Below are 22,337 nucleotides of genomic sequence, written 5' to 3' on the forward strand. Positions count from 1 at the left end.
TGCGGTTTCATCCAGCGGTCACCGGACGGTCACGGAGCGGTCCGGAGCCCGGCGGCAGGATCGGCGGACCGGCGGGCCCTTGGGGCCCGCGCGCTCCAGCGGATCCGAGGTTTCTGATGAGCGACACGGCACCCACTCCTGACCGCATCCACAACGTGCTGTTCCTGTGCACCGGCAATGCCGTACGCAGCATTATGGCCGAAGCCCTGCTCAACCATCTGGGCAAGGGGCGTTTCCGGGCCTACAGCGCCGGCAGCCACCCGGCCGGCGCGCCCGATCCGCTGGCGCTGGCCCTGCTCGAACGGTCGCGCATCCCGACCGAAGGGCTGCGCTCGAAGAGCTGGGACGAGTTTCGTGGCCCCGACGCGCCGCGCTTCGACTTCGTGTTCACGGTCTGCGATCAGGCGCGGGAGACCTGCCCGGCCTGGCCCGGCCAGCCGATGACCGCCCATTGGGGGGTGCCCGACCCCTCGGCCGTCGAGGGCAGCGATGCCGAGCGTGCCCTGGCGGTGGCCGAGGCCTTCCGCATGCTCAACACCCGGATCGGCATCTTCGCCAACCTCTCGATCGCGGCTCTCGACCGGCTGTCGCTGCAGCAGCGCATCGACGATATCGGCGACACTGCCGCGGCCTGACGCATGATCGCCCGGCGTGGCGTCAGCCGCGCCGGGCGATCCCGCCGCCGTCCAGCCGGCGCAGCGATGTGGCGAGCCGGGCCTCTGCCGCCGCGATCTCGCCCAGCGCCCGATGAACATAGCGGATATGGGCCTCTGCCGCGGTTTCGGCCGCGGCCGCATCGCCCGCCAGCACGGCGTCGTGGATCGCACGATGCTGGGCGCGCAGCGCCTCGCGGGTTTCGGGCCGGCGGAACATCGTTTCGCGATTGTCCATCACGCCCCGGCGCAGCAGGCCGGTCAGGGCGCGCATGACCTGCATCAGCACCAGATTGTGCGAGGCCTCGTAAAGCGCCAGATGCAGGGCGACATCGGCCGCGGCCTCGGCCGGTTCCGATCCGGTGTCATGGGCCCGGTCGATGGCGGCCATGGCCTCGCCGATCCGGGCGCGATCCACGTCGTTCGCCCGCCGTGCCGCCAGGCCCGCGGCCATGCGTTCCGCCGTGGCGCGGAATTCCAGATAGTCGTCGACCACCTCGCCGTGATCGGCCATCAGCGCGATCAGCGGATCGGTCAGCCCGCGGCCCAGCGGCGCCACCAGCCGTCGCCCCTGATCGGCCAGGATCAGACCGCGGCTTTCCAGCAGTTTCAGGGCCTGGCGCAATGTCGGGCGAGAGACGCCCAGCCGCTCGGCCAGTTCCCGCTCCGGCAGCAGCGGATCACCGGGGCTGAGCGCCCCCTCCAGGATCAGCGTCTCGATCTGTCGGGCGGTCCGCGCCGCCGCGCCGTCGGCGGCCGGTTTGCCCTCGTCCTGTTCCATCACGTCCGTCCTGTTGCGCATGGCTCTTGTCATTGCATTCTTGGTAAAATGAGTTTACCAAGATATCAGTTCTGGTTCTCTTATACGACCGGTAGGCCCGGCCGTCATCCCCTGGAGAGCGTGATGCGCCTTGCCGACTGCCATAATTTCCACGATTTCCGCCGCATGGCCCGCCGTCGCCTGCCGGGGCCGATCTTCGACTATATCGACGGCGCCGCTGATGACGAGGTGACGCTGCGCCGCAACACCGCCGCCTTCGACGACTGCGATCTGGTGCCCCGGGTGCTGCGTGGCGTGGGTGCGGTCGACATGTCGGTGACGGTGATGGGCCAGAAGCTGGCGATGCCGGTCTACTGCTCGCCCACCGCTTTGCAGCGGCTGTTCCACCCCCAGGGGGAGCGGGCGGTGGCCGCCGCGGCGGGGAAGTTCGGCACCATGTTCGGCGTCTCGTCGCTCGGCACCGTCAGCCTGGAAGAGGCGCGGCGGATCTCAAACGGCCCGCAGGTCTATCAGTTCTATTTCCACAAGGATCGCGGCCTGAACCGGGCGATGATGGAGCGTGCCCGCGATGCCGGCGTCCAGGTGATGATGCTGACGGTCGACAGCATCACCGGCGGCAATCGCGAACGCGACAAGCGCACCGGCTTCGCCATTCCTTTCCGGCTGAACCTGGCCGGGATCACGCAGTTTGCGATCAAGCCGCGCTGGGCGATCGAACATTTCACCCATGAACGCTTCCGCCTGCCCCAGCTGGATGCCCATGTCGACATGGGCGGCGGCACCATGTCGATCAGCCGCTATTTCACCGAGATGCTCGACCCGTCGATGACCTGGGACGATGTCGCCGCCATGGTTCGGGACTGGGGCGGGCAGTTCTGCCTGAAGGGCATCATGTCGGTGGAGGATGCGAAACGGGCGGCGGAGATCGGCTGCACCGGCATCGTGCTCTCCAACCATGGCGGCCGTCAGCTCGACGGGTCGCGCACCGGCTTCGACCAGCTGGCCGAGATCGTCGATGCCGTGGGCGACCGGATCGACGTGATGATGGATGGCGGCGTCCAGCGCGGCACCCATGTGCTGAAGGCCCTGGCGCTGGGGGCCAAGGCTGTGGGGCTGGGCCGCTACTATCTTTTCCCGCTGGCCGCCGCCGGTCAGCCCGGGGTGGAACGGGCGCTGGAGTTGATGCGGATCGAGATCGAGCGCGACATGAAGCTGATGGGCTGCACCTCGATCGATCAGCTTGGCCGGGACGGCCTGCGTTTCCGCAGCCGGGCCGGATGACTGGCAGAGACAGTCGTCCTGCGCTATACCGTTGAAGGAACATTGAAACAGAACCGACTGGCGGTACCCATATGCGTCGCACCTCACGCTTCCGGGCCCTCGTCGAGGCCCCGGAGATTCTGGAAATGCCCGGCGTGCAGGATGCGCTGACCGCGCGCATCGCCGCCGAGGCCGGTTTCGAGGCGGTCACCTGCGGCGGCTATGCCTCGACGGCGGCGCTGATCGGCGAGCCCGACACCTCGCAGCTGTCCATGCGTGAACTGGCCGACCACTATGCCCGGATCTGCGATGCGGTCGATGTGCCGGTCTTTGCCGATGCCGATACCGGTTTCGGCAATGTCACCAACACCCGGCGGGCGGTGCGGGCCTATGAACAGGCCGGCGTCGCCGGGCTGTTCATCGAGGATCAGGTCTTCCCCAAGCGCTGCGGCCACATGGCCGGCAAGGCGGTGGTGCCGGTCGAGGACATGGTCGCCAAGCTGCAGGCGGCGCTGGATGCGCGGCGCGATCCGGATCTGGTGATCATGGCCAGGACGGATGCGCTTGCCGTGGACGGGATCGAGGCGGCGATCGACCGCGCCTGTCTTTATCGCGAGCTGGGCGCCGACATGGTCTTCGTCGAAGCGCCGCGCACGGTGGAGCAGATGCGCCGGATCTGTGCGGCGGTGCAGGCGCCGCTGCTGGCCAACAACATCGAGGGCGGGTTGACCCCGATGCTGACCGCGGCCGCGCTTCAGGAGATCGGTTATGCCGTGGTCACCCATCCGGTGGCCCTGACCTATGCGGTCGCCAGGGCTGCGCGCGAGCTGTTCGCGACCTTGCGCCGCGACGGCATCACCACGGCCTTTGCCGATCGCATGCTCGATTTCGACGGCTTCAACCAGCTGGTCGGGCTGCCCGATCTTCGGGCGCGCGAACAGGCCTATCTCGACCAGGCGGCGCGGGGGATCGCGAGCCGCCCCCATCCGGATCAGGAGACCGGAGAATGACCGATCGTTCGGACAAGCCGTCCACGGGGCGGCGGCGTTTTCTCTCAGGGCTCGGCGCCGGTGCGGCGGGCGCGGCCATGCTGGCCGCCGGCCGGCCGGCAGCTGCCTTCACGGTAGAGCCGGCGACCGGCACGGCGGGGGCGGTGCTGGAGAACGCGCTGGCCGAACAGCGCCGGCATCTGGCCTTCCGTGCGGAGGTGCGTGCCGAGATGGTCCGCCAGGGCGCCACGCCCGAGCGCATCGAACAGGCGCTGGCGCTGATGGACTGCCCCATCTGCGGCAGCCGGCTTGGACCCGACAGCATTTCGGCACTGCCGGCATCGGAGCGTGGGGAGGATACCGCCCGCGGGTGAAAGCCTGCCGGCGCCGCCGACGATGAAGCTGTTCCTATATCTACATGATATATTCGTTAAATAAATATTGATTTGACGCCTCCTGACGTGAAATCGTATGAACCGCCCTGCGGAATTCCGGAGCGGGTCCGGACGCATGCGGGGGTATATGTTCATGGCGAATTTCGGCGTGCGTGCGGCGGTGGCCGCCGCGCTGGTGGCGGCGGTGCCGGCAATGGCCGCCGGGGATGACGCGATCTCCGACGGGGTGATCAAGATCGGCGTGCTGAACGACATGTCCGGCATCTATGCCGACATGGCCGGCCGCGGCTCGGTGATTGCCGCCGAAATGGCGGCCGAAGAGTTCGGCGGCGCGATCCTGGGTAAGCCGATCGTGATCGTCTCGGGCGACCATCAGAACAAGCCCGATATCGGCGTGACCCTGGTCAATCGCTGGATCGACGAGGAACAGGTCGATGTCATCGCCGACATCCCGACCTCGTCGGTGCTGCTGGCGGTGCAGGAGATCGGCCGGCAGAAGAACCGGCTGGTGCTGGCCTCCACGGGCGGCTCGTCGGATTTCACCGGCCAGGCCTGCGCGCCCACCGGCATCCACTGGACCTATGACACCTACGGCCTTGCGGTCGGTACCGGCCTGCCGCTGGCGGATCAGGGTCCGTGGTATTTCCTCACCGCCGATTACGCCTTCGGCCACGCGCTGGAGCGCGACACGAAAGCTGCCGTCGAGGCTGCCGGCGGCAAGGTGCTGGGCGGTGTGCGCCATCCGCAGGGAACCTCGGATTTCTCGTCCTTCCTGCTTCAGGCGCAGGGGTCGGGGGCGCGGATGATCGGCCTTGCCAATGCCGGTGCCGATTCGGTGAACGCAATCAAGCAGGCGGCGGAATTCGGCCTGGCCGCATCGGGCCTCAGGCTCGCCGGGCTCTATCTCCACATCACCGATATCCATGCGATCGGGCTGGAGACCGCCCAGGGCCTGATCATGACCCAGGCCTTTTATTGGGATCTGAACGACGAGACCCGCGCCTGGTCGGAGCGGTTCTTCGCCCGCCACGGCGCCATGCCGACCATGGGCCAGGCCGGCACCTATTCGGCGGTCCGCCACTATCTTCAGGCGGTGACGGATGCCGGCACCGATGCGACCGATGCGGTGAACGCGCAGATGCGCGCGACGCCCGTGAACGACATGTTCGCGAAGAACGGCCATATCCGGCCCGACGGCCGCATGGTCCATGATCTTTATGTGCTGGAGGTGAAGGCGCCGGGCGAATCCACCCGTCCCTGGGACTATCTGAAGCTGATCCGCACGGTGCCGGGCGATCAGGCCTTCCGGCCGCTCGACCAGGGTGGGTGCCCCCTGGTCACCGGCGGCACGGCCGGCTGAGGCCGGTCAGGACCGGCCCCGGCCCCAGCCGTCGCGATCCCTGTCCCGGTCACGATCCCGATCGCGGTGGTGGGGCCGGTCGTCATCCCAGCGACCATCGCCGCGGCCGCGGCCGTCCCGGTCCCGGGGGCGGTGATGATACTCCCCCGGCCGCGGCCCGTGATGCGGCGGCGGCGTCACCACCCGCACCGGCGGCCGGGGCACATAGATCACCCGCGGCGGTGGCGGCGGGGCATAGCCATAGCGGGGTGCATGATAGACCCGCGGCGGCGGGTCGCCATATCCCCAGCTGCGTCGTTCATGGGGGACGCAGGCGCCGAGCAGCAGGGCCGCCGCCGCGATGGTGATCGCGACGGCAGCCGGACGGCGCCGGGGGGATGCCGGACGGGCAGGCTGTGGGTCCGACATGGGCTTGCCTCCTTAGGCAGGGGCTGGCTGGGGGGCAGGGGCCTGCGGGCGCCGGATCAGTCGTCGCGGCGCTCGCGCAGGATGTTCAGGGTTTGGGGGTCGATCTCAAGCTCGACGCGCTCATTGCCACGGGCGACGGCATTGACCTCGATCAGCCCGTCATCGATGCTGACATCGGTGATGGTCGCGTAGCCCCGGTCGCTGAGCATCCGGGCAAGGGCCGGCAGATCCAGCGCGATGTCGGGGCGGCGGTCACCGTCGTCACGGCGCTCGCGGATGACCTCGTAGCTGCGCGGATCGATATGCAATTCCACCTGCAGCCCGTCGCGAGAGACGGCCTCGGCCGAAATGTGGCGACGGTCGAGATCGACATCGGTGATCCGGGTATAGCCGCCTGCCGCCAGCCGTTCGCCCAGCACCCGCAGATCCAGTTCGGCGGCCGGGCGCGGGCCGGGGCCGTCATGGGGCCGGTCGTGGCGCGGGCCCCGGTCGCGATCGCCCCGCTCCCGCTCCTTCCCGCCCCAGGGCGGCGGGCCGTCGGCGGGGCGGACGGTGAAGCTGCGGCCGTCATCCCAGGTGATGGTGGTGGCGTCGAAATTCGGGCCGGCGATGCGGCCGGTGACCGTCAGCCGGTCGCCTTCCTTCACGCCGACATCGTGGTACCAGTGGGGGCCGGCATGGACCAGCACCTTGCCGCTCGGATCCTCGAGCACGAAGTCGTTGCCCCAGACACCGGTGACGGTGCCCGCGATGGTGATCTCGCGATAGAGATCCAGCTGGCCGATCGGCGTGTCGAGCGCCCGGGCCGGTGCGGCGGGCAGGGTGGCCGCGATCAGCCCCAGTGCCGCGGCCCCGAAGGTGGCTGCGGCGATCGGGCGGCGTCGCGTCGTCCTGGCGGTCATGTCGTCACTCCTCTGCGTCTCCACACGCCGTGTCCGGCGCGTCTCGATGAAGCCATCATGGCAGCCCGGCCCTCGCCGGAAACTGAACGATCCGTTCATGTACCGTTCATGGAAGATCGGGCAGGATCACGCGCATGCGCGTAATCCGTCTCCACCGCCACCTGCGCCGCATCTCGACCGCCCTGGCCCTTGCCGTGCCGGTGGCGCTGACCGTTTTCGCCCCGCAGCCGGGCCTTGCCGATCCGCCCGGGGATCGCCGGGCGCTGCGCGAAGCCGTGCGCGAAGGCCGGGTGGTGCCGCTCTCGCGCATCGTCGCCTGGATCGGCGAGCGCTATCGCGGCCGGGTGATCGAGGCGGAACTCGAACGCGACGACGATGACGACGACGACATGATCTATGTCGTCGACCTGTTGACCGAGGCCGGAACCGTGCTGAAATTCCGCTTCCGGGCCTCGGATGGCGCCTTTCTGGAAGTCGCCGGCCGGGGGATCGAGGCTGCGAGGATCCGATGAGAATTCTGCTCGCCGAAGACGATGCCGAGCTTGCCGACCGGCTTAAGAAGGTGCTGATCGAGGCGGGGTTCACGGTCGACATCGCCGCCGATGGGACGCTCGCCGAATATCTGGGCCAGACCGAAACCTATGATGCGGTGGTGCTGGATGTGGGCCTGCCGGGCATGAACGGGGTCAGCGTGCTGCAGCGCTGGCGCGAGGACGGGCTGGACATGCCGGTGCTGATCCTGACGGCGCGCGGCCGCTGGTCGGAAAAACAGGCCGGCTTCCATGCCGGTGCCGACGACTACATGACCAAGCCTTTCGAAATGGGCGAGGTGGTGCTGCGCCTTCATGCCCTGATCCGCCGGGCTTCGGGCCATGCGGCGGCGGATCTGCGCTGCGGATCGCTGGTGCTCGACATCCGCGCCGGCCGTTTCCGGATCGACGGCACCGGGCTCGACCTCACCGCCCAGGAATACCGGCTGCTCGCCTATCTGATGCACAATCAGGGTCGGGTGGTCGGCCGGAGCGAAATCGTCGAGCATGTCTATGAACGCGATGCCGATCCGGATTCCAACGTCGTCGACGTGCTGCTCGCCCGCATCCGCCGCAAGCTCGACCGGCCGCTGATCCGCACCGTGCGCGGCCGCGGCTGGGTGCTGGAGGCGGGCGCCAGTTGAGCGAGGATCCCGGCTCCGCACCCCCGCCCCGCCGCGCGGGGTCGATCGCGCTCCGCCTGGCCGCGGCGGCCCTGGTTTCGACCCTGATCGCCGTCACCGCCGGCGGTTTTGCGCTCTCCCATGCCTTCCATCGCTCGGTCGAGGCGGCGTTCGATCAGCGGCTCGAAGCCTTGCACCGGGCGCTGGTCGCGGCGCTCAGGGTGGGGCGCGACGGTGCCATCGGTCTCGATCGCGGCCTCGGTGACCCGCGCTTCGACCAGATCTTTTCGGGCTGGTACTGGCAGGTGGAAGAGGTCGGCCAGGAAGGCATGACCGACGAGGTCGTGCTCGCCTCGCGCTCGCTCTGGGATCAGACGCTGGATGTCGCCGGCACCCCGGGCTCCGGCCCGGCCGCCGTCCGTCAGATCGTCGACGGGCCGACCGAAGGCGTGCCGCTGCGTCTGGTCGCCCGCACCATCACGCTCCCCGATCATGACGGTCCGCTGGTGGTGGCGGTGGCGGCCGATGCGGCCGAAATCGGGCTGGAGACCCGGCGTTTCGACCGCTTGCTGATCCTGATGCTGGGCGGGCTGGTGCTGGTGGCGACGCTGCTGACGCTGGTTCAGCTGCGCTGGGGGCTGGCGCCGCTCCGGCGGCTCTCGGGCGATCTGGATGCGATCCGCGCCGGCCGGGCGGCCCGGCTCGACGAACAGCGCCCGCGCGAGGTGCTGCCGCTGGTCCGGGCGATGAACGGCGTGCTCGACCATGATGCCGAGGTGGTGCGCCGGGCCCGCGCCCAGGCCGGCAATCTCGCCCATGGGCTCAAGACCCCGCTGACCCTGCTCGCGGCCGACATTGCCGATCTGCCCGAGGACCGGCGCGAGGTTGCCCGCCGGCAGATCGACGCCATGCGGCTGATCGTCGAGCGTCATCTGACCCGCGCCTCTGCCGCCGCCAATGCCGCGGTGATCGGGGCCCGGACGCCGGTCGCGCCGGTTGCCGCCGACATTGCCCGCAGTCTGGAGCGGATGTTCGCCCGCCGCGACCCGCCGCTTTCCATCGCCGTCGATCTGGCCCCGGATCTCGAGTCTCGTGGCGAGCTCGACTTCCGCGGCGAGCGTCAGGATCTGGAAGAGATCCTGGGCAATCTGATGGAGAATGCCTGCAAATGGGCCGCCGCCCGCGTCCGGGTGAGCGGTGCGGCAGCCGACGGCGACATGCTCCTGATCCTGATCGAGGATGACGGCCCGGGCCTGACCCCCGATCAGGCCCGGGCAGCCCTCCAGCGCGGCCGGCGGCTGGACGAGCGGGTGCCTGGATCGGGGCTCGGCCTGTCCATCGTCTCGGATGTGGTCGAGATCTATGGCGGCACGCTCGCGCTGACCGCGAGCGAGGAACTGGGCGGTCTCGCTGCCCGGGTGACGCTGCCCCGGGCGGAAGAGACCGGCCGGCGCCGCCGGTGAGGGGATCACACCAGCCGGTCGCGCCCGCTCCAGAAGCGGTCGCGGACCGCCCGTTTCAGGATCTTGCCCACCGGGCTGCGCGGCAGGGCCTCTTCGAACAGCACCGATTTGGGTGTCTTGACCGGGCCGAGCTTTGACCGGCAAAGGGCGATCAGCTCTTCCGCCGTCACTTCGGCGCCGGGAACGGGCTCGACCACCGCGGTCACCGCCTCGCCCCATTTCGGGTCGGGGACGCCGATCACGACGCAGTTCTGCACGGCGGCATGGCCCTGGATCACGTTTTCGACCTCGGCCGAATAGACGTTGAAGCCGCCAGTGATGATCATGTCCTTCTTGCGGTCGACGATGTAGACGAAACCGTCCGCATCCATCCAGCCGACATCGCCGGTATGGTGCCAGCCGAACTGGCTGACCTCTGCCGTCGCCTCGGGGCGCTTGTGATAGCCCGCCATCACCAGGTCGCCGCGGACCACGATCTCGCCCCGCTCGCCCCGGGGCAGGACGTTGCCGTCGTCATCCATGATCTCGACCCGGGTCAGCAGGGTCGGGCGGCCGCAGGATGCGAGGCGGTGGACGAGGGCGGGATCGGCTGCCGCCGCCGCATGTTCGGCCGGCGACAGGAAGGTGCAGAGCATCGGCGCTTCGGCCTGGCCATAGGTCTGGGCCATCACCGGGCCGAAAACCCTGATCGCCTCGGCCAGCTTGTCGGGTGCCATGGGCGAGGCGGCATAGATGAAATGGCGGAGCGAGCCGTAGTCGAAGTCGCGCAGCCGCGGATGGCCGAGCATGCCGTAGATCACGGTCGGCGGCAGGAAGAGGTCGGTGACCTTCTCGCGGTCGATCGCCTCCATCACCTCCAGCGGATCGGCGCGCTCGATGATCACCACCCGGGCTCCGGCGGCAAGCGCCGGGAAGGCCATGGCGCCCGCGGCATGGGTCATCGGGGCGGCGACCAGATAGACCGGACGGTCGACCGGCGGCATGGCGGCGTGGGTGATTGCAATCAGCGCCGTCCACACCCCCTCGGTCAGCCGCACGGCCTTGGAGCGGCCGGTGGTGCCGCCGGTGGGGAAAAGGGCGGCCAGGCGGTTCGGATCGGGACGCAGATCGGGGACCGGCAGCCCCTCCGCCCGGGCCAGCAGATCGTCGAGCGAGAGGGCGCCGTCGAGCGGGCCGTCGATGCAGATCACGTCTTCGAGCGTGGTTACCGTCTCGCGGATCCGCGGCAGATAGCCGGCGAAGCTTGAATGGATGAACAGCGTCCGGCAGTCGGCGGTGTCGAGAAAGTCGATATTGTCGTCGGCATGGCCGCGAGCATTGATCGGCGCCCAGACCCCGCCGGCCCTGACGCCGCCGAGCAGGCAGGCGAAGGCGAGCGCGTGATTGGGGCTCCAGACCGCGACGGTGCCGCCCGCTGCCGGATCGCCGCCCGCCCGGGCGACCAGGGCGGCGGCGATGCGGCAGGTGAGGGTGCGGGCTTCGGTATAGGTGAGGCTGTGCCCGGCCGAGACCAGGGCCTCACGATCGGGGGCGATGGCCGCCCCCCGATCGAAAAAATCGATGATGCGCATGGGGGGCGGTTCCTTCCCGGTTTCTTATTGTGGGCCTGGTTCCTGCTGCAGGACCGGGATCACTTGACCAGAGGGCAGCCGCCCTTGTCGAGCGGGCGGAAGGCCTCGTCGCCCGGAATCGCGCGCACCACCTTGAACACGTCGCCGCGGGTCTTCGACTCCGACGACGGCTTCACCTCGGTCAGCAGCATGTCGTGGATCATCAGCCCGTCGGCGCGGACCTTGCCGTCCTTCACGAACAGATCCTCGACCGGCATCTCGCGCATCTTGGCCGCGACCTGATCGCGGGCATCGGTGCCGGCGGCCTCGACCGCCTTCAGATAGTGGTTCACCGCCGAATAGACGCCGATCTGCAGAGAGGTCGGCCAGGTGCCGTGCAGCCTGGCGAAGCGCTCGCCGAAGGCCTGGGTTTCGGCATTCAGGCTCGCCTCATAGCCGTTGATCGCGGTCAGGCCCTTGAGGTCGTCGGCGCCGATCGCCAGCACGTCGGTATTGAAGAACAGCATGGCGACCATCTTCTGGCCCGAGTCGGCGAGGCCGAATTCCTTCGCCTGCTTGAGCGCATTGACCGTGTCGCCGCCGGCATTGATCAGCGCCACCGTGTTGGCACCCGAGCCCTGGGCCTGCAGCAGGTAGGACGAGAAGTCCGGCGTGTTCAGCGGATGCTTGACCGAACCCGCGATCTTACCGCCGGCCTCGGTGATCGCCTTGGTCAGATCGCTGGCCAGGGCCTCGCCGAAGGCATAGTCGACCTGGACCAGGAACCAGTTGTCACCACCTTCCGCGACCGTGGCGCGGCCCAGCGCATTGGCGACCGAATAGGTGTCGTAGCTCCACTGGAAGCCGTAGGGCGAGCAGGCCTCACCGGTGAACTTCGACACGCCGCCGCCCGAGGAGACCAGGATGCCGTCCTTGTTGCGGACGATTTCCTGCAGCGCCAGCAGCACGCCCGAATTCGGCACGTCGAAGATGGCGTCCACACCCTCGACATCCAGCCAGCGGTTCACCGTCGACGAGCCGATATCGGCCTTGTTCTGGTGGTCGGCCGAGACGATCTCGACGTCCTTGCCCAGCGCCTTGCCGCCGAAATCCTCCACCGCCATGCGGGCCGCGACCACGGCGCCTTCGCCGGTGGCGTCGGAATAGGGACCGGAGCGGTCGTTGAGGATGCCGATCTTCACGGCACCATCGGCGCCGGCCATGGCCGGGGCGGCGAGGGCGAGGCTGGCGGTGCCGGCGAGCAGGGCCGCGGCCATCAGGCGGGTCAGCGGGGTCTTGAGCGCGATCATCCTTGGGATCCTCCCGGGGGTCGGTGACCTCTGCGGTCTTGCCTGCCGCATCAGTCGGTTCTGGATGAGAGACTATCAGCTGATCATAGTAACACAATATTATTGTGCTATTTGGTTTGAAACATGGCTCGCTTGACCCCGGCCCCCGGCGGGACGCAGGATGTTTCAAAGCCGCCAGCCGGAGCCCCGATGTCAGACACCCCGCGAGACCCGTCCAGCCCGGAGCTGCCGAAGCGCGCGCCGCTCGGCGATCTGGCGGATGCGACCGCCGCCGCCCATCGGGTCGCGCAGCTGTTTTTCTTCGCCCATCGCGGCTTCACCGGCGATGCCGACAGCTTCCTGCGCGAGCACGGGCTTGGCCGCGCCCATTACCGGGTGATGTATTTCGCGGCCCGGTTGCCGGGGATCACGGTGGGGGAGCTGCTCGACATCCTGGGGATCACGGCGCAGGGCGTGGCCCGGGTGCTGAACCGGCTGCTCGATGACGGGCTGTTGCACCAGGAAACCGATCGCGGCGACCGGCGGCGGCGGCGGCTCTATCTCACCGAGGCGGGCATCCGGATGGAGCGGGCCGCCTTTGCCTGTCAGGAGGCGGTGATTTCGGCCGCGATCCGCGCGGCGGGGCCGCGCCATGCCGATGATTTCTCGACCATCATGATGGCGCTGGCCCGGGCCGAAGACCGGCCGCTTCTGGCGCGGGGGATGGCGGCAACCGGCGAGGGCGACGGCGACAGCTGAGCGCCGGTCAGCGGCAGATGCTCCAGCGCCCCATGTCCAGATGGAAATGGTCGCGATGGGCCGCGTTGTAGTCGGGGCCGAGCACGCCGCGAAACACCTCGCAGGCGCCGTCACGCAGCTCGCGCAGGAAGGCGCGCTTGCGGGCGTCGTCGCCCGACCAGTCGCGCGCCAGGGTGATGCGGGTTCCGTCGGCGAGCACCAGGCCGGCGATGTCGATCGCATTGGCGGTGGCATGCTGGCTGGGGGTGCTGCCGCCGCGCACCGGGCGGCAGGCATAGGTACCCAGATGTTCGACCCGCGCAACCGGGCTTGCGAAATGGCGACGGGCGGCGGGTTGCAGAATGTGGCGCTCGAAGATCGACCAGGCGACCATCAGCGGACAGCTGGCGGTAAAGCCCGACGAGAAGCGCAGATCTTCGGCACCACCGACCCGGACGGCGTTCCGGAAGCCGCAGCTTTCTGCCGTCTGCCGGTCGGGCACCGGCGTGAAGGCCAGCGACCCGGTCTCAAGCACCGTCAGGCACTGGTCGGGCGCGTCCTTCAGCCGGGCGATCTTCCAGTCGGTCAGCAGGTTCGGGGCGTCGGCGATGACCGGCGGGGCGAAGGGGTTCCAGCGATCCGGCAGCCGCACCAGCCCGGCAGCCAGAGCGAGGCCGGCACCGGCGAGGCCGAGGATCAGGACGGTCAGGATCAGGCGTGCAGGGCGCATGACCTGTCAGGTGGGGCGCCCGACAGGTCAGCCAAGCCGGGACACGGATCGGTCACGCCGTTGTCCGGGTCTCGACCGGAATGTTGTCGATCAGCCGGGTGCTGCCCAGCCGCGCCGCGACCAGCAGCCGGGCCGGCCGGCCCGGCACCGGCGCCCGGTCCAGCGGCGCCAGGGTTTCGGCATCGACCAGATCCAGATATTCGACCCGGCCATAACCGAGATCGGTGAGCCGTGCGCGGCCGCGGGTGAGGGCGCCTGCGACCGCATCACCTTCATCGGCGGCGGCGGCCAGGATGGCCGCGGCGGTTTCGTGCAGCACGCCGTTCAGTGCCTCGGCGGCCGGGCGCTCGCGGGCGTCGAGATAGACATTGCGCGACGACCGGGCGAGGCCCGATGGCTCGCGGCTGGTGGGGGCGCCCACGATCTCCACCGGGATGTCGAGATCCGTCACCATGCGCCGGATCACCTGCAATTGCTGCCAGTCCTTCTCGCCGAACACGGCCACATCCGGCCCGCAGCCGATCAGCAGCTTGGCGACCACCGTCGCCATGCCGTCGAAATGGCCGGGGCGCCAGGGGCCGCACAGCCCCTCGGTCAGCCGGTCGACATGCACGGTGGTGGCGGCATCGGGGCGGTACATGTCGCCGACCGCCGGCATCCAGGCAAGATCGACACCCCGTTCCGCCAGCCGGGCCAGATCACCGGCCTCGTCGCGCGGGTAGCGGTCGAAATCCTCTCCGGGTGCGAACTGCGTGGGGTTGACGAAGATGCTGACCACCACCCGGTCGGCCCGGGCGCGCGCGATGTCGATCAGGCTCAGATGGCCGTCATGCAGGGCGCCCATGGTGGGCACCAGGGCTATGCGTGCACCCTGGGCGCGCCAGCGCAGCACCCGGCCGCGCAGATCGGCGCGATCCCGGACGATGTCGACGGCGGGGTTCGATGCAGCGGCGAGGGAGGGCGAGGACATGGTAGCGGCGGTCTCCTCTGGCGATCATGGCCGGCGCCTCTTCTTGGGTGGAGGCGCGTGACCGGCACGCTAGCCTGTTGCGGTGCAGCACGCCAGTTGTTTTCCAGGATCGGATACTTTTCATCCATCAACAGGGAACGTGCGTCGTGTATGAGGGGCATTGCGCGGCAGGCGCAAAGCGTTCAGCATTCCTTTCATCATGGGTTGAATGTCATCCCCAGGTGATGAAGGTATCGTCCATGCCGGGGTCATCCTCCGCCGGTTCCACGCCCGCTGTCGCTGCACCGCCTGCCGGTGCCGTTCCACGCCATGCCCTGCGGCTGCTGGGGGCTGCGGTGGCGGTGATCGGGGCAGGGCAGGCCATCCAGGTCGCCATCGTGCCCGGGCTGATCGCCGCCACCGGCATCGATGCCGCCACACTCGGCCTTCTGGTGGCCCTGGGCGTGCTGCCTTTCATGGTCGGAGCACCGCTCTGGGGGCGGCTGAGCGACCGGTTCGGCCGCAGACCCGTGCTGCTGGCGGGGCTGGTCGGGGCCGCCCTGGCCCATGCCCTGTTCGCGGGCGCCGCCGATCTTCTCGCCGCAGGACGCATCAGCCATGGGACCGGCCTTGGGGTGATGATCGTCTCGCGGCTGATCTTCGGCGTGGCGGGCTCGGCCATCTATCCGGTCGGGCAGGCCTGGGCGGTGGATCTGGCGGGGCCCGAGCGGCGCCTGGCGGCAGCCGGCGCCCTGGCCGCGGGGTTGAGCGTCGGCCGCCTGGCCGGGCCGGCGGTGGCGCTGGCCCTGCTGATGGTCGGGCCGGTGGCGCCGCTCTGGGGGCTGTCGGCGATCGGTGCCGCCTCGGCCGTGCTGGTCGTGGTGGGGCTGGGCGGCGCCGCCGCGGCGGCCGGGCGTGGCGGTCCGGCCGTCGCAGCCGGGCGCCCGCCCCGGGCGACCGAGGGCATGATGCGGCCTTTTCTGGTGGTCGGCATCGGCACTTTCGCCATGGGCATGATGCAGTTCGTGTTCGGCCTGCATGCCATGGCCCGGCTCGACATGGCGGCGCCCGCGGCCTCGCAGCTGGTGGCGATCGTCATGGCGGCGGCGGCCGTGGTGATGCTGGGGGTCCAGACCCTCGTCCTGCCGCGGCTTGGGCCCCGTCCGGCGCTGGCGGCGCGCGCCTGGGCGGCCGGCCTGGTGCTGCTGCCGCTGTCGATCGCGCTCGGCTGGTGGGGCGGGGCGTGGTGGGCCTTCGTCGCGTCCGCGATGCTGACCGGCGCCGGGATGGCGGTGGTGGTGGCGATGCTCTTCGCCCGCGTCACCGCCGATCCCCGCCTGCGCGGCACCCGCGCCGGCCTGCTGAATTCAGCCCAGACCGCAGGCTATGCCGCGGGATCGGCCGTGGGCGGGCTGTACGTCGTGGGGGCGGCGCTGCCCTTCGGTCTGGCGCTGGCGGCCCTGCTGGCGGCGGTCGTGGCCGGCTGGCGCCTGCCGGCCCGTCCGGTCTGAACCCTGCTCTTCCTCCTGCCCCCTACTCACCGACGAAGCGGCAGACGAAGCCCGGCACTTCGGGGGTGAAGGCGATGGTCGCGTCGATGTCGCAGGCTGCGGCCGCGATATTGCCCGCCGCCGTCCAGTCGGGATAGGCGGCGTAGGTCCGGTCGGCCTTGGCGGCCCCGGCCGGGGCATTGGCGGCATAGGGAACATAACCGCGCAGGGGATTGCCGGCCTTGCAGGTCCGCGCCAGAAGCTTGCGGACCGCCGCGGCGAAATCGCCATCCTGCGCGGCGCCGCGCGTGGCGAGCGCGTTGGTGCGGTCCACATCCACCCAGCAGACCGGATCGGCGGCCTGACCTTCGGCCGGCAGGGCGAAGAGGGTGGTGGCGACACCTGCGGCCAGCACGATCTGGCGCAGGAGGTGTGGCATGTGGCGCATGGGATCTCCGCAATGGCTCGATGGGGCCCGCCCCGTCTCCGGGGCGGGCCGGCAGGTCAGGCGGCGTCGGCCCTGGTGGCGTCTGGCCTGGTGGCGTCTGGCCGGGTGGCATGGTCGCCCAGCCGGTCGCGCACGGCCGGGGTGGCAAGGCAGGCCTCGGCGGCCTCGTGCCCCTTGGTGGTCATATGGCCGGTGAAGAAGGCCTGATGGACATCATGCTCGTGGAAGTGGTGCGGTGTCAGCACCACCGAAAACACCGGCATGCCGGTGTCGAGCTGGACGCGCATCAGCCCCTCGATCACCGCACGGGCGACGAAGTCGTGGCGGTAGATGCCGCCGTCGACCACGAAGCCCACCGCGATGACGGCCACATGCCGGCCGGCTTCCGCGATGCGCTTGGCCTCCAGCGGGATTTCGAAGGCGCCGGGCAGGTCGATCACGTCGATGGCGTCGGCGGGAATGCCGCGTTCGGCCATGCGGGCCGCAAAGCCGTCGACGGCGCGGTCGACCAGATCGGCATGCCAGCGCGCACGCAACACGGCGAAACGCGGCGTGACCTCGCCGTCCTGGTGGATCGTGGTGGGGGTCGTCTGACTGATCTGATTCATGGCGGTCCTCATCGGGATACCGGTTTGCCAGAATCAGGGCGCACGGGGAAACGCCCCCTTGGCCGCACGGGCGGCCCGGGCACGCAAGCGCGCCGCCGCCCGTCCCGCCGGGGACGCGCCTCTCCGTTCTCTTCCATCCGGACTGTAACCGTCGGCTCCGGCATCGCACCGGATCTGCTGACCCCGCCATCGGTTCCGGCCGACCGGCCCTTGAACCTCTGGCGGGCGCTCGCGGGCTCGCAAACGGGCCTCGGGCCCGTTTGCCTACCGCCGGTGGGGACTTCCACCCCGCCCCGAGAACGTATCGCCCGCGACCCTTGCGGAAGGGCGCGGACCGCCTCACCATACGCGCGCCCTGCCGTTTGCGGCAACACCTTCCGATCACGCCGCCGGAGACGCCTCCAGATGCCGGAAATCCAGCCCCGCCGCTATGCCCTGCTCGACCGTGACGGCACCATCAATCTCGACACCGGCTATCTGGCCGATCCGGCCGGGTTCGAGCTGCTGCCCGGGGCGCTGGCGGGCCTGAAGCGGCTTGTCGCCGCCGGTTTCGGCCTGGTGGTGGTGACCAATCAGTCGGGCATCGCCCGCGGCCTGATCCGGCCCGAGGCGCTGGAGGCGATCCACGATCGGATGTGCCAGCTTCTGGCACCGCACGGCATCCGCTTCGATGCGATCGAGATCTGCCCCCACGGGCCCGACGAGGGCTGCGACTGTCGCAAGCCGTCGCCCGGCATGGTGCGGCGTGCGGCGGCACGGCTGGGGTTCGATCCGACCCGGGCGGTGGTCTTCGGTGACAAGCCGTCGGATATGGGCCTTGCCCGGGCGGTGGGGGCCATGGCCGTGCTGATCGGGGACGAGGCGGCGGCGCGGTCGTCCGATCCGGCACCCGATCTCTGGGCGCCGGATCTGGATGCGGCGGCGCGTCTGGTGATCGACGACGCGCGCCCGGCCTGACGTCAGCGGCCGATGAAGCGGGGCGCGCGCTTCTCGACGAAGGCCTGCGCCGCCTCGCGGTGGTCGGCGCTTTCCGAACAGCGGGTGTGTTGGATCGCTTCCAGATCCATCACCTCCGACAGTGTGCCGGTCTGTGCCAGGTTCATATTGCGCTTGATGGCGGCATAGGTCAGCGCCGGCCCGCGGGCAAGCGTTTCGGCGATCATGCGGGTCTCGGCCTCCAGGGCCTCGGCGTTGACCACGCGGTTGACCAGGCCCAGCTTCTCGGCCGCGGCCATGTCGAGCAGTTCGGCGGTGAAGTAAAGCTCCCGCGCCTTGGCGGGGCCGACCAATTGGGTCAGGAACCAGCTGCCACCAAAATCACCCGACAGGGCCACCTTGGCGAAGGCGGTGGTCATCACGGCGGTGCGGGCGGCGATGCGCATGTCGCAGGCCAATGCCAGCGACAGGCCGGCACCGGCCGCGGGCCCGGGCAGGGCGGCGATGGTCGGCTTGCCCATCTCGTGCAGCCAGCGCGAGGCTTCCATCACCTGGCGCAGTTCCGTCGCCCGGCGTTCGCTCGACTTCGCGGCTTCGGCCTCGGCGGTTTCCGCCATGCGCTTGACGTCGCCCCCGGCGCAGAAGGCACCGCCGGCACCCGTCAGCACCACCACCCGCACATCATCGTCGGCGGCAAGCCGGGTGAGGGCCGAGACCAGCGCGGCCAGCATCGGCCGCGACATGGCATTGCGCCGTTCCGGCCGGTTGAGCGTCAGCCAGGCGACGCCGTTTTCAATGCGTTCAAGCAGTTCAGACATGGGGTTCCTCCACCAGCCGGGCCGGCGCTGCTGGCCGGCTGGTCATGATGATTTTCAGCGATGCGCCTGCCAGAGCTTAGCCCGGCGCCGCGGGACGGGACATGCTGCGGCAACCCGCGTCCGCCATGCGGAGTATGACTGCATACACTCGGATGCCGTAACGGTGTTACTAAACCGTTCCGCGATTATTATAGAATCATGATGCGTTAGGGTGGTCGTTCGACTATCGTATATGGATAAGAAGTGCTGCAGAACGAGACGGATGGTAGCGAGGTGCCAGCTTCCAGCAGCCCCGTGAGGGAGCTGGACGTATCCCCCCGAACCGTGCTCTGACGCATGAGGCGCCCGAGATGGTTCGACCGGCCCCCGCCCGGAGATCCGCCAGGGAGGATGTTCCATGAAACGGGTACTTCTCACCACGGCGCCCAAGGAGGCGCTGGTGGAGATGAACGGTATCGGCGGCAACTGGTACGATCGCACCGATACTTACATGGCCTGGACCTGCGCCAACGACCTCGCCGACCGCCTGTCGGTGACCTGTCCCCCCACCGGTCTGAACTTCCTGAAGGCCAACGTGCCGGATGTCGAGGTTCTGGAATATCCCACCTGGGCCGAATACGAAAAGGCGCTCGGCTCCGAGAAGTGGGACATGGTGGGCATCAGCTTCTACACCTGGTCTGTGCCGGTCGCGATCCAGATGGCGAAACTCGCCCGTGAATACGGGGTGAAAGAGGTCTGGGGCGGCAATTACGGCGCGATCACGCCCGGAATCCAGCCGCATTTCGACCGGCTGATCAAGGGGCCGGGCGAATACGTGCTGCATCAGTACGTCTACGGGCGGCCGCTGGAGCACGTCACCCATCCGCCGATGATGGGCGAGTCGGGCTTCCGCGGCGTGAGTTCGAAGGTCGGCTATCTCTACAGCAAGCGCGGCTGCAACATCGGCTGCACCTTCTGTTCGACGCCGGTGTTCAATCCGAAGGAAGACGCGATCTTCATGGAGGACATGGAGTACGCGCTCGACACCTATAAGGAGAACAGCGTCGCCCATGTCATCATCTACGACGAGTCGTTCTTCCTGAAGAACGACATCGCCGAGCGGGTGGTCGACGGGCTGGCCAAGCGTGGCCTCGGCTGGATCTGCCTGACGCGTGCCGATCTGCTGCGCGGCCGGATTTCGGAACTCACCGATCGCTGCATGGATGGTGCGATCATCGGCATCGAAAGCTATCGCGACAAGAATATCGCCGACGTGCAGAAGCGCGACGACGTCTACAACGTCCGCGCCACCGTCCGCGAGCTGATCAAGAACGGCCGCCGTGCCCTCGGCACCTTCATGGTCGGCTTCCAGGACGACAGCATCGAAGACATGGAATACGACATCACCCAGCTGGCCGATGAGGGGCTGTTCGCCTGCCAGCTGACCCTGCTCACGCCCTTCCACGGCACCAAGCTGTGGAAGCAGATGGAGCATCTGGTGAACGAGCCGGACCTGTCGAAATTCGACCTCTACAACCTGGTCTGGAAGCACCCGAAGATGTCGCCGTCAGAGGCCCGCGACCTGATGGCCTGGGCCCAGCGCAAGGTGAACGACCCCGGCGTCGTGGCGCAGAAGATCAAGCAGGACATGAAGGAAAAGCTGCGCCGCGAAATGGCGGCCAAGCGCGGGCAGCTGCCGATCGGCAGCCGGCCGTCGCGGCTGGGCGGCGGCATGGCCGCCGGCGCCTTCGCGGCCCCCGAGCGCTGACCGGCGCCCGGACCACCTGTTCCGCCTGCTGCCGAAACGCCCGGTACCATCCGTCTGCCGCCCGCCCGCCGCAAGGGCGGGCGGCGACGGGGGGCCTGTCCGAGGGACCGTCCGATGAGCGCGCTCAAGATCCTGGCCATTCAGCTCGGCTTCCATCCCGACTATCCGGATGTGTCGACGCTCGCCACCACCTACAATGACGGCATCTATTACGTCGCCTCCTTCGTCGCCGATCAGCTCCCCGAGGCGCAGCTGGACATGTGCCAGATGTTCTGGGGGGAGAACCCGGCCGATTTTCCGCTGGAGAGCTACGACGTCATTCTGGTCTCGGCGCTCGCCACCCATTTCTGGTCCAACATCCCGACCCTTGAGACGATCGCCCGGCGGCGGCGCAAGGACTCGCTCATGATCATGGGCGGGCCGCATGCGGCTTTTGCCCCGCACGAGGCGCTGAAATATGCCGATGTGGCCGTGATCGGCGAGGGCGAACTGCCGACGCTGGAGTTGATCGCCCGCCGTGCCGTGGGCGGCGTCGGCGGCCCGATCGACGACATTCCGAACATCGCCTGGATCGGCGACGGCGGCCGGCTCGCCATTTCCGACGTAAAGCGGTTCGAGAAGGTCTCCACCGCCATCCGCCCGGAACTGCTGGCGCGGGCGCCGCGGCTGCACTGGGCGACGGTGTCGATGTCGCGCGGCTGCCCCTTCGACTGCTCGTTCTGCTACGCCATCCGCCTGCTGGGCCGGCGGTTCCGGACCAAGACCGTGCCCGATATCGTGGCCGAGCTGGACGGCATCCATGCCCAGACCGGCTGCACCCGGTTCTATGTCACCGATCTCAACTTCACCACCCGGCGCGATTTCTGCCAGCAGGTGGCCCAGGCGGTGCGCGACCGGCCCTATAAATTCATCTCGATGAGCCGGATCAACCATGCCGACGACATGGATCTGGTGCTGGAGATGAAGGCCTCGGGCTTCGACGAGTATTGCCTGGGCGTGGAATCCGAAGATCCGGGCGTGCTGCGCGCCTTCAACAAGAAGGTCGATGCCAGCGAGCAGACCGAGCGTCTCTGGCGCTTCGCCGAGAACGACGTCTACATCCATTCGGCGATCATCTTCGGGCTGGAAGCCCAGGATCAGGGCGCCATCCGCCGCACCGCCCGCTGGTGCGCGGATGCCCGGATCGTGCATCCGACCTTCGTGTGCCTGGCCGAATATCCCTTCCAGAACCTGCTGTTCGGCGCGCGCCAGGACATCGAGGACCACCGGATCATCATGGAGGTCCCGACCTATCAGCACTATTCCTTTGTCGGCATCTTCCCGCGCCATATGCGGCCGTCCGACCTGCAGCGGTCGATCCTGGACAGCTACGACGTGTTCTTCGAACGCGCATTCGAGGTCGAGACCCGGCCGCAGCGGCGGATGCGGCTGAAATCCTATCAGCGCAGCGTCGCCCAGAGCCGCGGCGGCATGGAACGCCATATCGGCTTCCTGGAGAAACTGGAGACGCCCTACTACACCCGCGAGGGCACGCTGAAAGAGGATCTGCTGCTGGGAGATTTCGAGGCCCGGCACGGTGCCACCCGTGACTGGCTGGCCCGGTCGGCCCGCGGGGCCGAGCCGGCCTTCGCCAAGGCTTATGCCCGCTGAGCCGCGGAGGCGTGCCCGAG

At 68.9% G+C, this 22,337-nt stretch carries 23 protein-coding genes and 1 riboswitch; of the genes, 13 read left to right on the forward strand and 10 right to left on the reverse strand.

Annotation, left to right across the window (positions count from 1 at the left end; genetic code table 11):
• The first annotated feature begins 116 nt into the window (after positions 1 to 116).
• Complete coding sequence (locus CMO28_RS12915) at positions 117 to 635, forward strand: arsenate reductase ArsC (RefSeq protein ID WP_062761584.1); 519 nt, start codon at positions 117 to 119, stop codon at positions 633 to 635.
• A gap of 22 nt (positions 636 to 657) precedes the next feature.
• Here CMO28_RS12915 and CMO28_RS12920 read toward each other — a convergent pair whose 3' ends face one another.
• Positions 658 to 1,434, reverse strand: coding sequence for an FCD domain-containing protein (locus CMO28_RS12920; RefSeq protein ID WP_296714239.1), 777 nt, complete (start codon positions 1,432 to 1,434; stop codon positions 658 to 660).
• 123 nt (positions 1,435 to 1,557) lie between these two features.
• Between CMO28_RS12920 and CMO28_RS12925 the strand changes: the two genes are divergently transcribed.
• From CMO28_RS12925 to CMO28_RS12940, 4 genes are all read left to right on the forward strand, one after another.
• The gene (locus tag CMO28_RS12925) at positions 1,558 to 2,715 is read left to right on the forward strand and encodes an alpha-hydroxy acid oxidase (RefSeq protein WP_296714060.1); all 1,158 of its coding nucleotides are present in this window, start codon (positions 1,558 to 1,560) and stop codon (positions 2,713 to 2,715) included.
• Between the two features lie 71 nt (positions 2,716 to 2,786).
• On the forward strand, positions 2,787 to 3,704 hold the full coding sequence (locus CMO28_RS12930) for an isocitrate lyase/PEP mutase family protein (RefSeq protein WP_296714062.1): 918 nt from the start codon (positions 2,787 to 2,789) through the stop codon (positions 3,702 to 3,704).
• Positions 3,701 to 4,057 carry a hypothetical protein gene (locus CMO28_RS12935; protein WP_062761580.1) on the forward strand — a complete coding sequence of 119 codons (357 nt, stop codon included), beginning with the start codon at positions 3,701 to 3,703 and terminating at the stop codon, positions 4,055 to 4,057. Before CMO28_RS12930 ends, CMO28_RS12935 begins: the two co-directional genes overlap by 4 nt.
• A 154-nt stretch (positions 4,058 to 4,211) precedes the next feature.
• Complete coding sequence (locus CMO28_RS12940) at positions 4,212 to 5,438, forward strand: ABC transporter substrate-binding protein (RefSeq protein WP_296714065.1); 1,227 nt, start codon at positions 4,212 to 4,214, stop codon at positions 5,436 to 5,438.
• Positions 5,439 to 5,444: 6 nt separating this feature from the next.
• Here the strand turns inward: CMO28_RS12940 and CMO28_RS12945 are convergent, their stop codons facing one another.
• Together CMO28_RS12945 and CMO28_RS12950 are read right to left on the reverse strand one after the other, a co-directional pair.
• Complete coding sequence (locus CMO28_RS12945) at positions 5,445 to 5,846, reverse strand: hypothetical protein (RefSeq protein WP_296714066.1); 402 nt, start codon at positions 5,844 to 5,846, stop codon at positions 5,445 to 5,447.
• A gap of 56 nt (positions 5,847 to 5,902) precedes the next feature.
• On the reverse strand, positions 5,903 to 6,748 hold the full coding sequence (locus CMO28_RS12950) for a PepSY domain-containing protein (protein WP_296714068.1): 846 nt from the start codon (positions 6,746 to 6,748) through the stop codon (positions 5,903 to 5,905).
• Between the two features lie 134 nt (positions 6,749 to 6,882).
• On the opposite strand from CMO28_RS12950, the gene CMO28_RS12955 reads away from it, so the two are divergent.
• From CMO28_RS12955 to CMO28_RS12965, 3 genes are read left to right on the forward strand one after another with little or no spacing between them, the layout of a single operon-like run.
• Complete coding sequence (locus tag CMO28_RS12955; RefSeq protein ID WP_062761577.1) at positions 6,883 to 7,260, forward strand: PepSY domain-containing protein; 378 nt, start codon at positions 6,883 to 6,885, stop codon at positions 7,258 to 7,260.
• Positions 7,257 to 7,922, forward strand: coding sequence for a response regulator transcription factor (locus CMO28_RS12960; protein ID WP_296714070.1), 666 nt, complete (start codon positions 7,257 to 7,259; stop codon positions 7,920 to 7,922). Before CMO28_RS12955 ends, CMO28_RS12960 begins: the two co-directional genes overlap by 4 nt.
• Positions 7,919 to 9,364 (forward strand): sensor histidine kinase, encoded by a 1,446-nt coding sequence (locus CMO28_RS12965; RefSeq protein ID WP_296714073.1) that lies wholly within the window; start codon positions 7,919 to 7,921, stop codon positions 9,362 to 9,364. The genes CMO28_RS12960 and CMO28_RS12965 overlap by 4 nt, the downstream gene beginning before the upstream one ends.
• A gap of 5 nt (positions 9,365 to 9,369) precedes the next feature.
• On the opposite strand, the gene CMO28_RS12970 is transcribed toward CMO28_RS12965, so the two are convergent.
• Together CMO28_RS12970 and CMO28_RS12975 are read right to left on the reverse strand one after the other, a co-directional pair.
• Positions 9,370 to 10,935: an AMP-binding protein gene (locus tag CMO28_RS12970; protein ID WP_296714074.1), complete on the reverse strand. Its 1,566-nt coding sequence runs from the start codon at positions 10,933 to 10,935 to the stop codon at positions 9,370 to 9,372.
• 59 nt (positions 10,936 to 10,994) lie between these two features.
• Positions 10,995 to 12,224, reverse strand: a complete 1,230-nt coding sequence (locus CMO28_RS12975) for an ABC transporter substrate-binding protein (protein ID WP_296714076.1) — start codon at positions 12,222 to 12,224, stop codon at positions 10,995 to 10,997.
• 189 nt (positions 12,225 to 12,413) lie between these two features.
• Here CMO28_RS12975 and CMO28_RS12980 point away from each other — a divergent pair, with 189 nt between their 5' ends.
• Positions 12,414 to 12,962, forward strand: a complete 549-nt coding sequence (locus CMO28_RS12980) for a MarR family winged helix-turn-helix transcriptional regulator (RefSeq protein WP_296714078.1) — start codon at positions 12,414 to 12,416, stop codon at positions 12,960 to 12,962.
• A gap of 7 nt (positions 12,963 to 12,969) precedes the next feature.
• Here CMO28_RS12980 and CMO28_RS12985 read toward each other — a convergent pair whose 3' ends face one another.
• Positions 12,970 to 13,671, reverse strand: coding sequence for an extensin family protein (locus CMO28_RS12985; RefSeq protein WP_296714079.1), 702 nt, complete (start codon positions 13,669 to 13,671; stop codon positions 12,970 to 12,972).
• Positions 13,672 to 13,723: 52 nt separating this feature from the next.
• Positions 13,724 to 14,641 carry a pantoate--beta-alanine ligase gene (gene panC, locus CMO28_RS12990; RefSeq protein WP_296714081.1) on the reverse strand — a complete coding sequence of 306 codons (918 nt, stop codon included), beginning with the start codon at positions 14,639 to 14,641 and terminating at the stop codon, positions 13,724 to 13,726.
• A gap of 239 nt (positions 14,642 to 14,880) precedes the next feature.
• Here panC and CMO28_RS12995 point away from each other — a divergent pair, with 239 nt between their 5' ends.
• Positions 14,881 to 16,131, forward strand: a complete 1,251-nt coding sequence (locus tag CMO28_RS12995) for an MFS transporter (RefSeq protein ID WP_296714082.1) — start codon at positions 14,881 to 14,883, stop codon at positions 16,129 to 16,131.
• Positions 16,132 to 16,153: 22 nt separating this feature from the next.
• Here the strand turns inward: CMO28_RS12995 and CMO28_RS13000 are convergent, their stop codons facing one another.
• Both CMO28_RS13000 and CMO28_RS13005 read right to left on the reverse strand, forming a co-directional pair.
• Positions 16,154 to 16,549: a hypothetical protein gene (locus CMO28_RS13000; RefSeq protein WP_156503379.1), complete on the reverse strand. Its 396-nt coding sequence runs from the start codon at positions 16,547 to 16,549 to the stop codon at positions 16,154 to 16,156.
• A gap of 65 nt (positions 16,550 to 16,614) precedes the next feature.
• Positions 16,615 to 17,166, reverse strand: coding sequence for a 6,7-dimethyl-8-ribityllumazine synthase (locus CMO28_RS13005; protein WP_296714084.1), 552 nt, complete (start codon positions 17,164 to 17,166; stop codon positions 16,615 to 16,617).
• Positions 17,167 to 17,287: 121 nt separating this feature from the next.
• A riboswitch (FMN riboswitch) is annotated at positions 17,288 to 17,471 on the reverse strand.
• Positions 17,472 to 17,571: 100 nt separating this feature from the next.
• On the opposite strand from CMO28_RS13005, the gene CMO28_RS13010 reads away from it, so the two are divergent.
• Positions 17,572 to 18,123 carry a D-glycero-alpha-D-manno-heptose-1,7-bisphosphate 7-phosphatase gene (locus tag CMO28_RS13010; protein WP_296714086.1) on the forward strand — a complete coding sequence of 184 codons (552 nt, stop codon included), beginning with the start codon at positions 17,572 to 17,574 and terminating at the stop codon, positions 18,121 to 18,123.
• Positions 18,124 to 18,125: 2 nt separating this feature from the next.
• Here the strand turns inward: CMO28_RS13010 and CMO28_RS13015 are convergent, their stop codons facing one another.
• Positions 18,126 to 18,920, reverse strand: coding sequence for an enoyl-CoA hydratase-related protein (locus CMO28_RS13015; RefSeq protein ID WP_296714087.1), 795 nt, complete (start codon positions 18,918 to 18,920; stop codon positions 18,126 to 18,128).
• Positions 18,921 to 19,317: 397 nt separating this feature from the next.
• On the opposite strand from CMO28_RS13015, the gene CMO28_RS13020 reads away from it, so the two are divergent.
• Both CMO28_RS13020 and CMO28_RS13025 read left to right on the forward strand, forming a co-directional pair.
• On the forward strand, positions 19,318 to 20,667 hold the full coding sequence (locus CMO28_RS13020) for a B12-binding domain-containing radical SAM protein (RefSeq protein ID WP_296714089.1): 1,350 nt from the start codon (positions 19,318 to 19,320) through the stop codon (positions 20,665 to 20,667).
• A gap of 114 nt (positions 20,668 to 20,781) precedes the next feature.
• On the forward strand, positions 20,782 to 22,317 hold the full coding sequence (locus CMO28_RS13025) for a B12-binding domain-containing radical SAM protein (RefSeq protein ID WP_296714091.1): 1,536 nt from the start codon (positions 20,782 to 20,784) through the stop codon (positions 22,315 to 22,317).
• Positions 22,318 to 22,337: the final 20 nt, after the last annotated feature.

The organism is Tistrella sp. (assembly GCF_002684955.1).
GTDB classification, from domain to species: Bacteria; Pseudomonadota; Alphaproteobacteria; order Tistrellales; family Tistrellaceae; genus Tistrella; species Tistrella mobilis.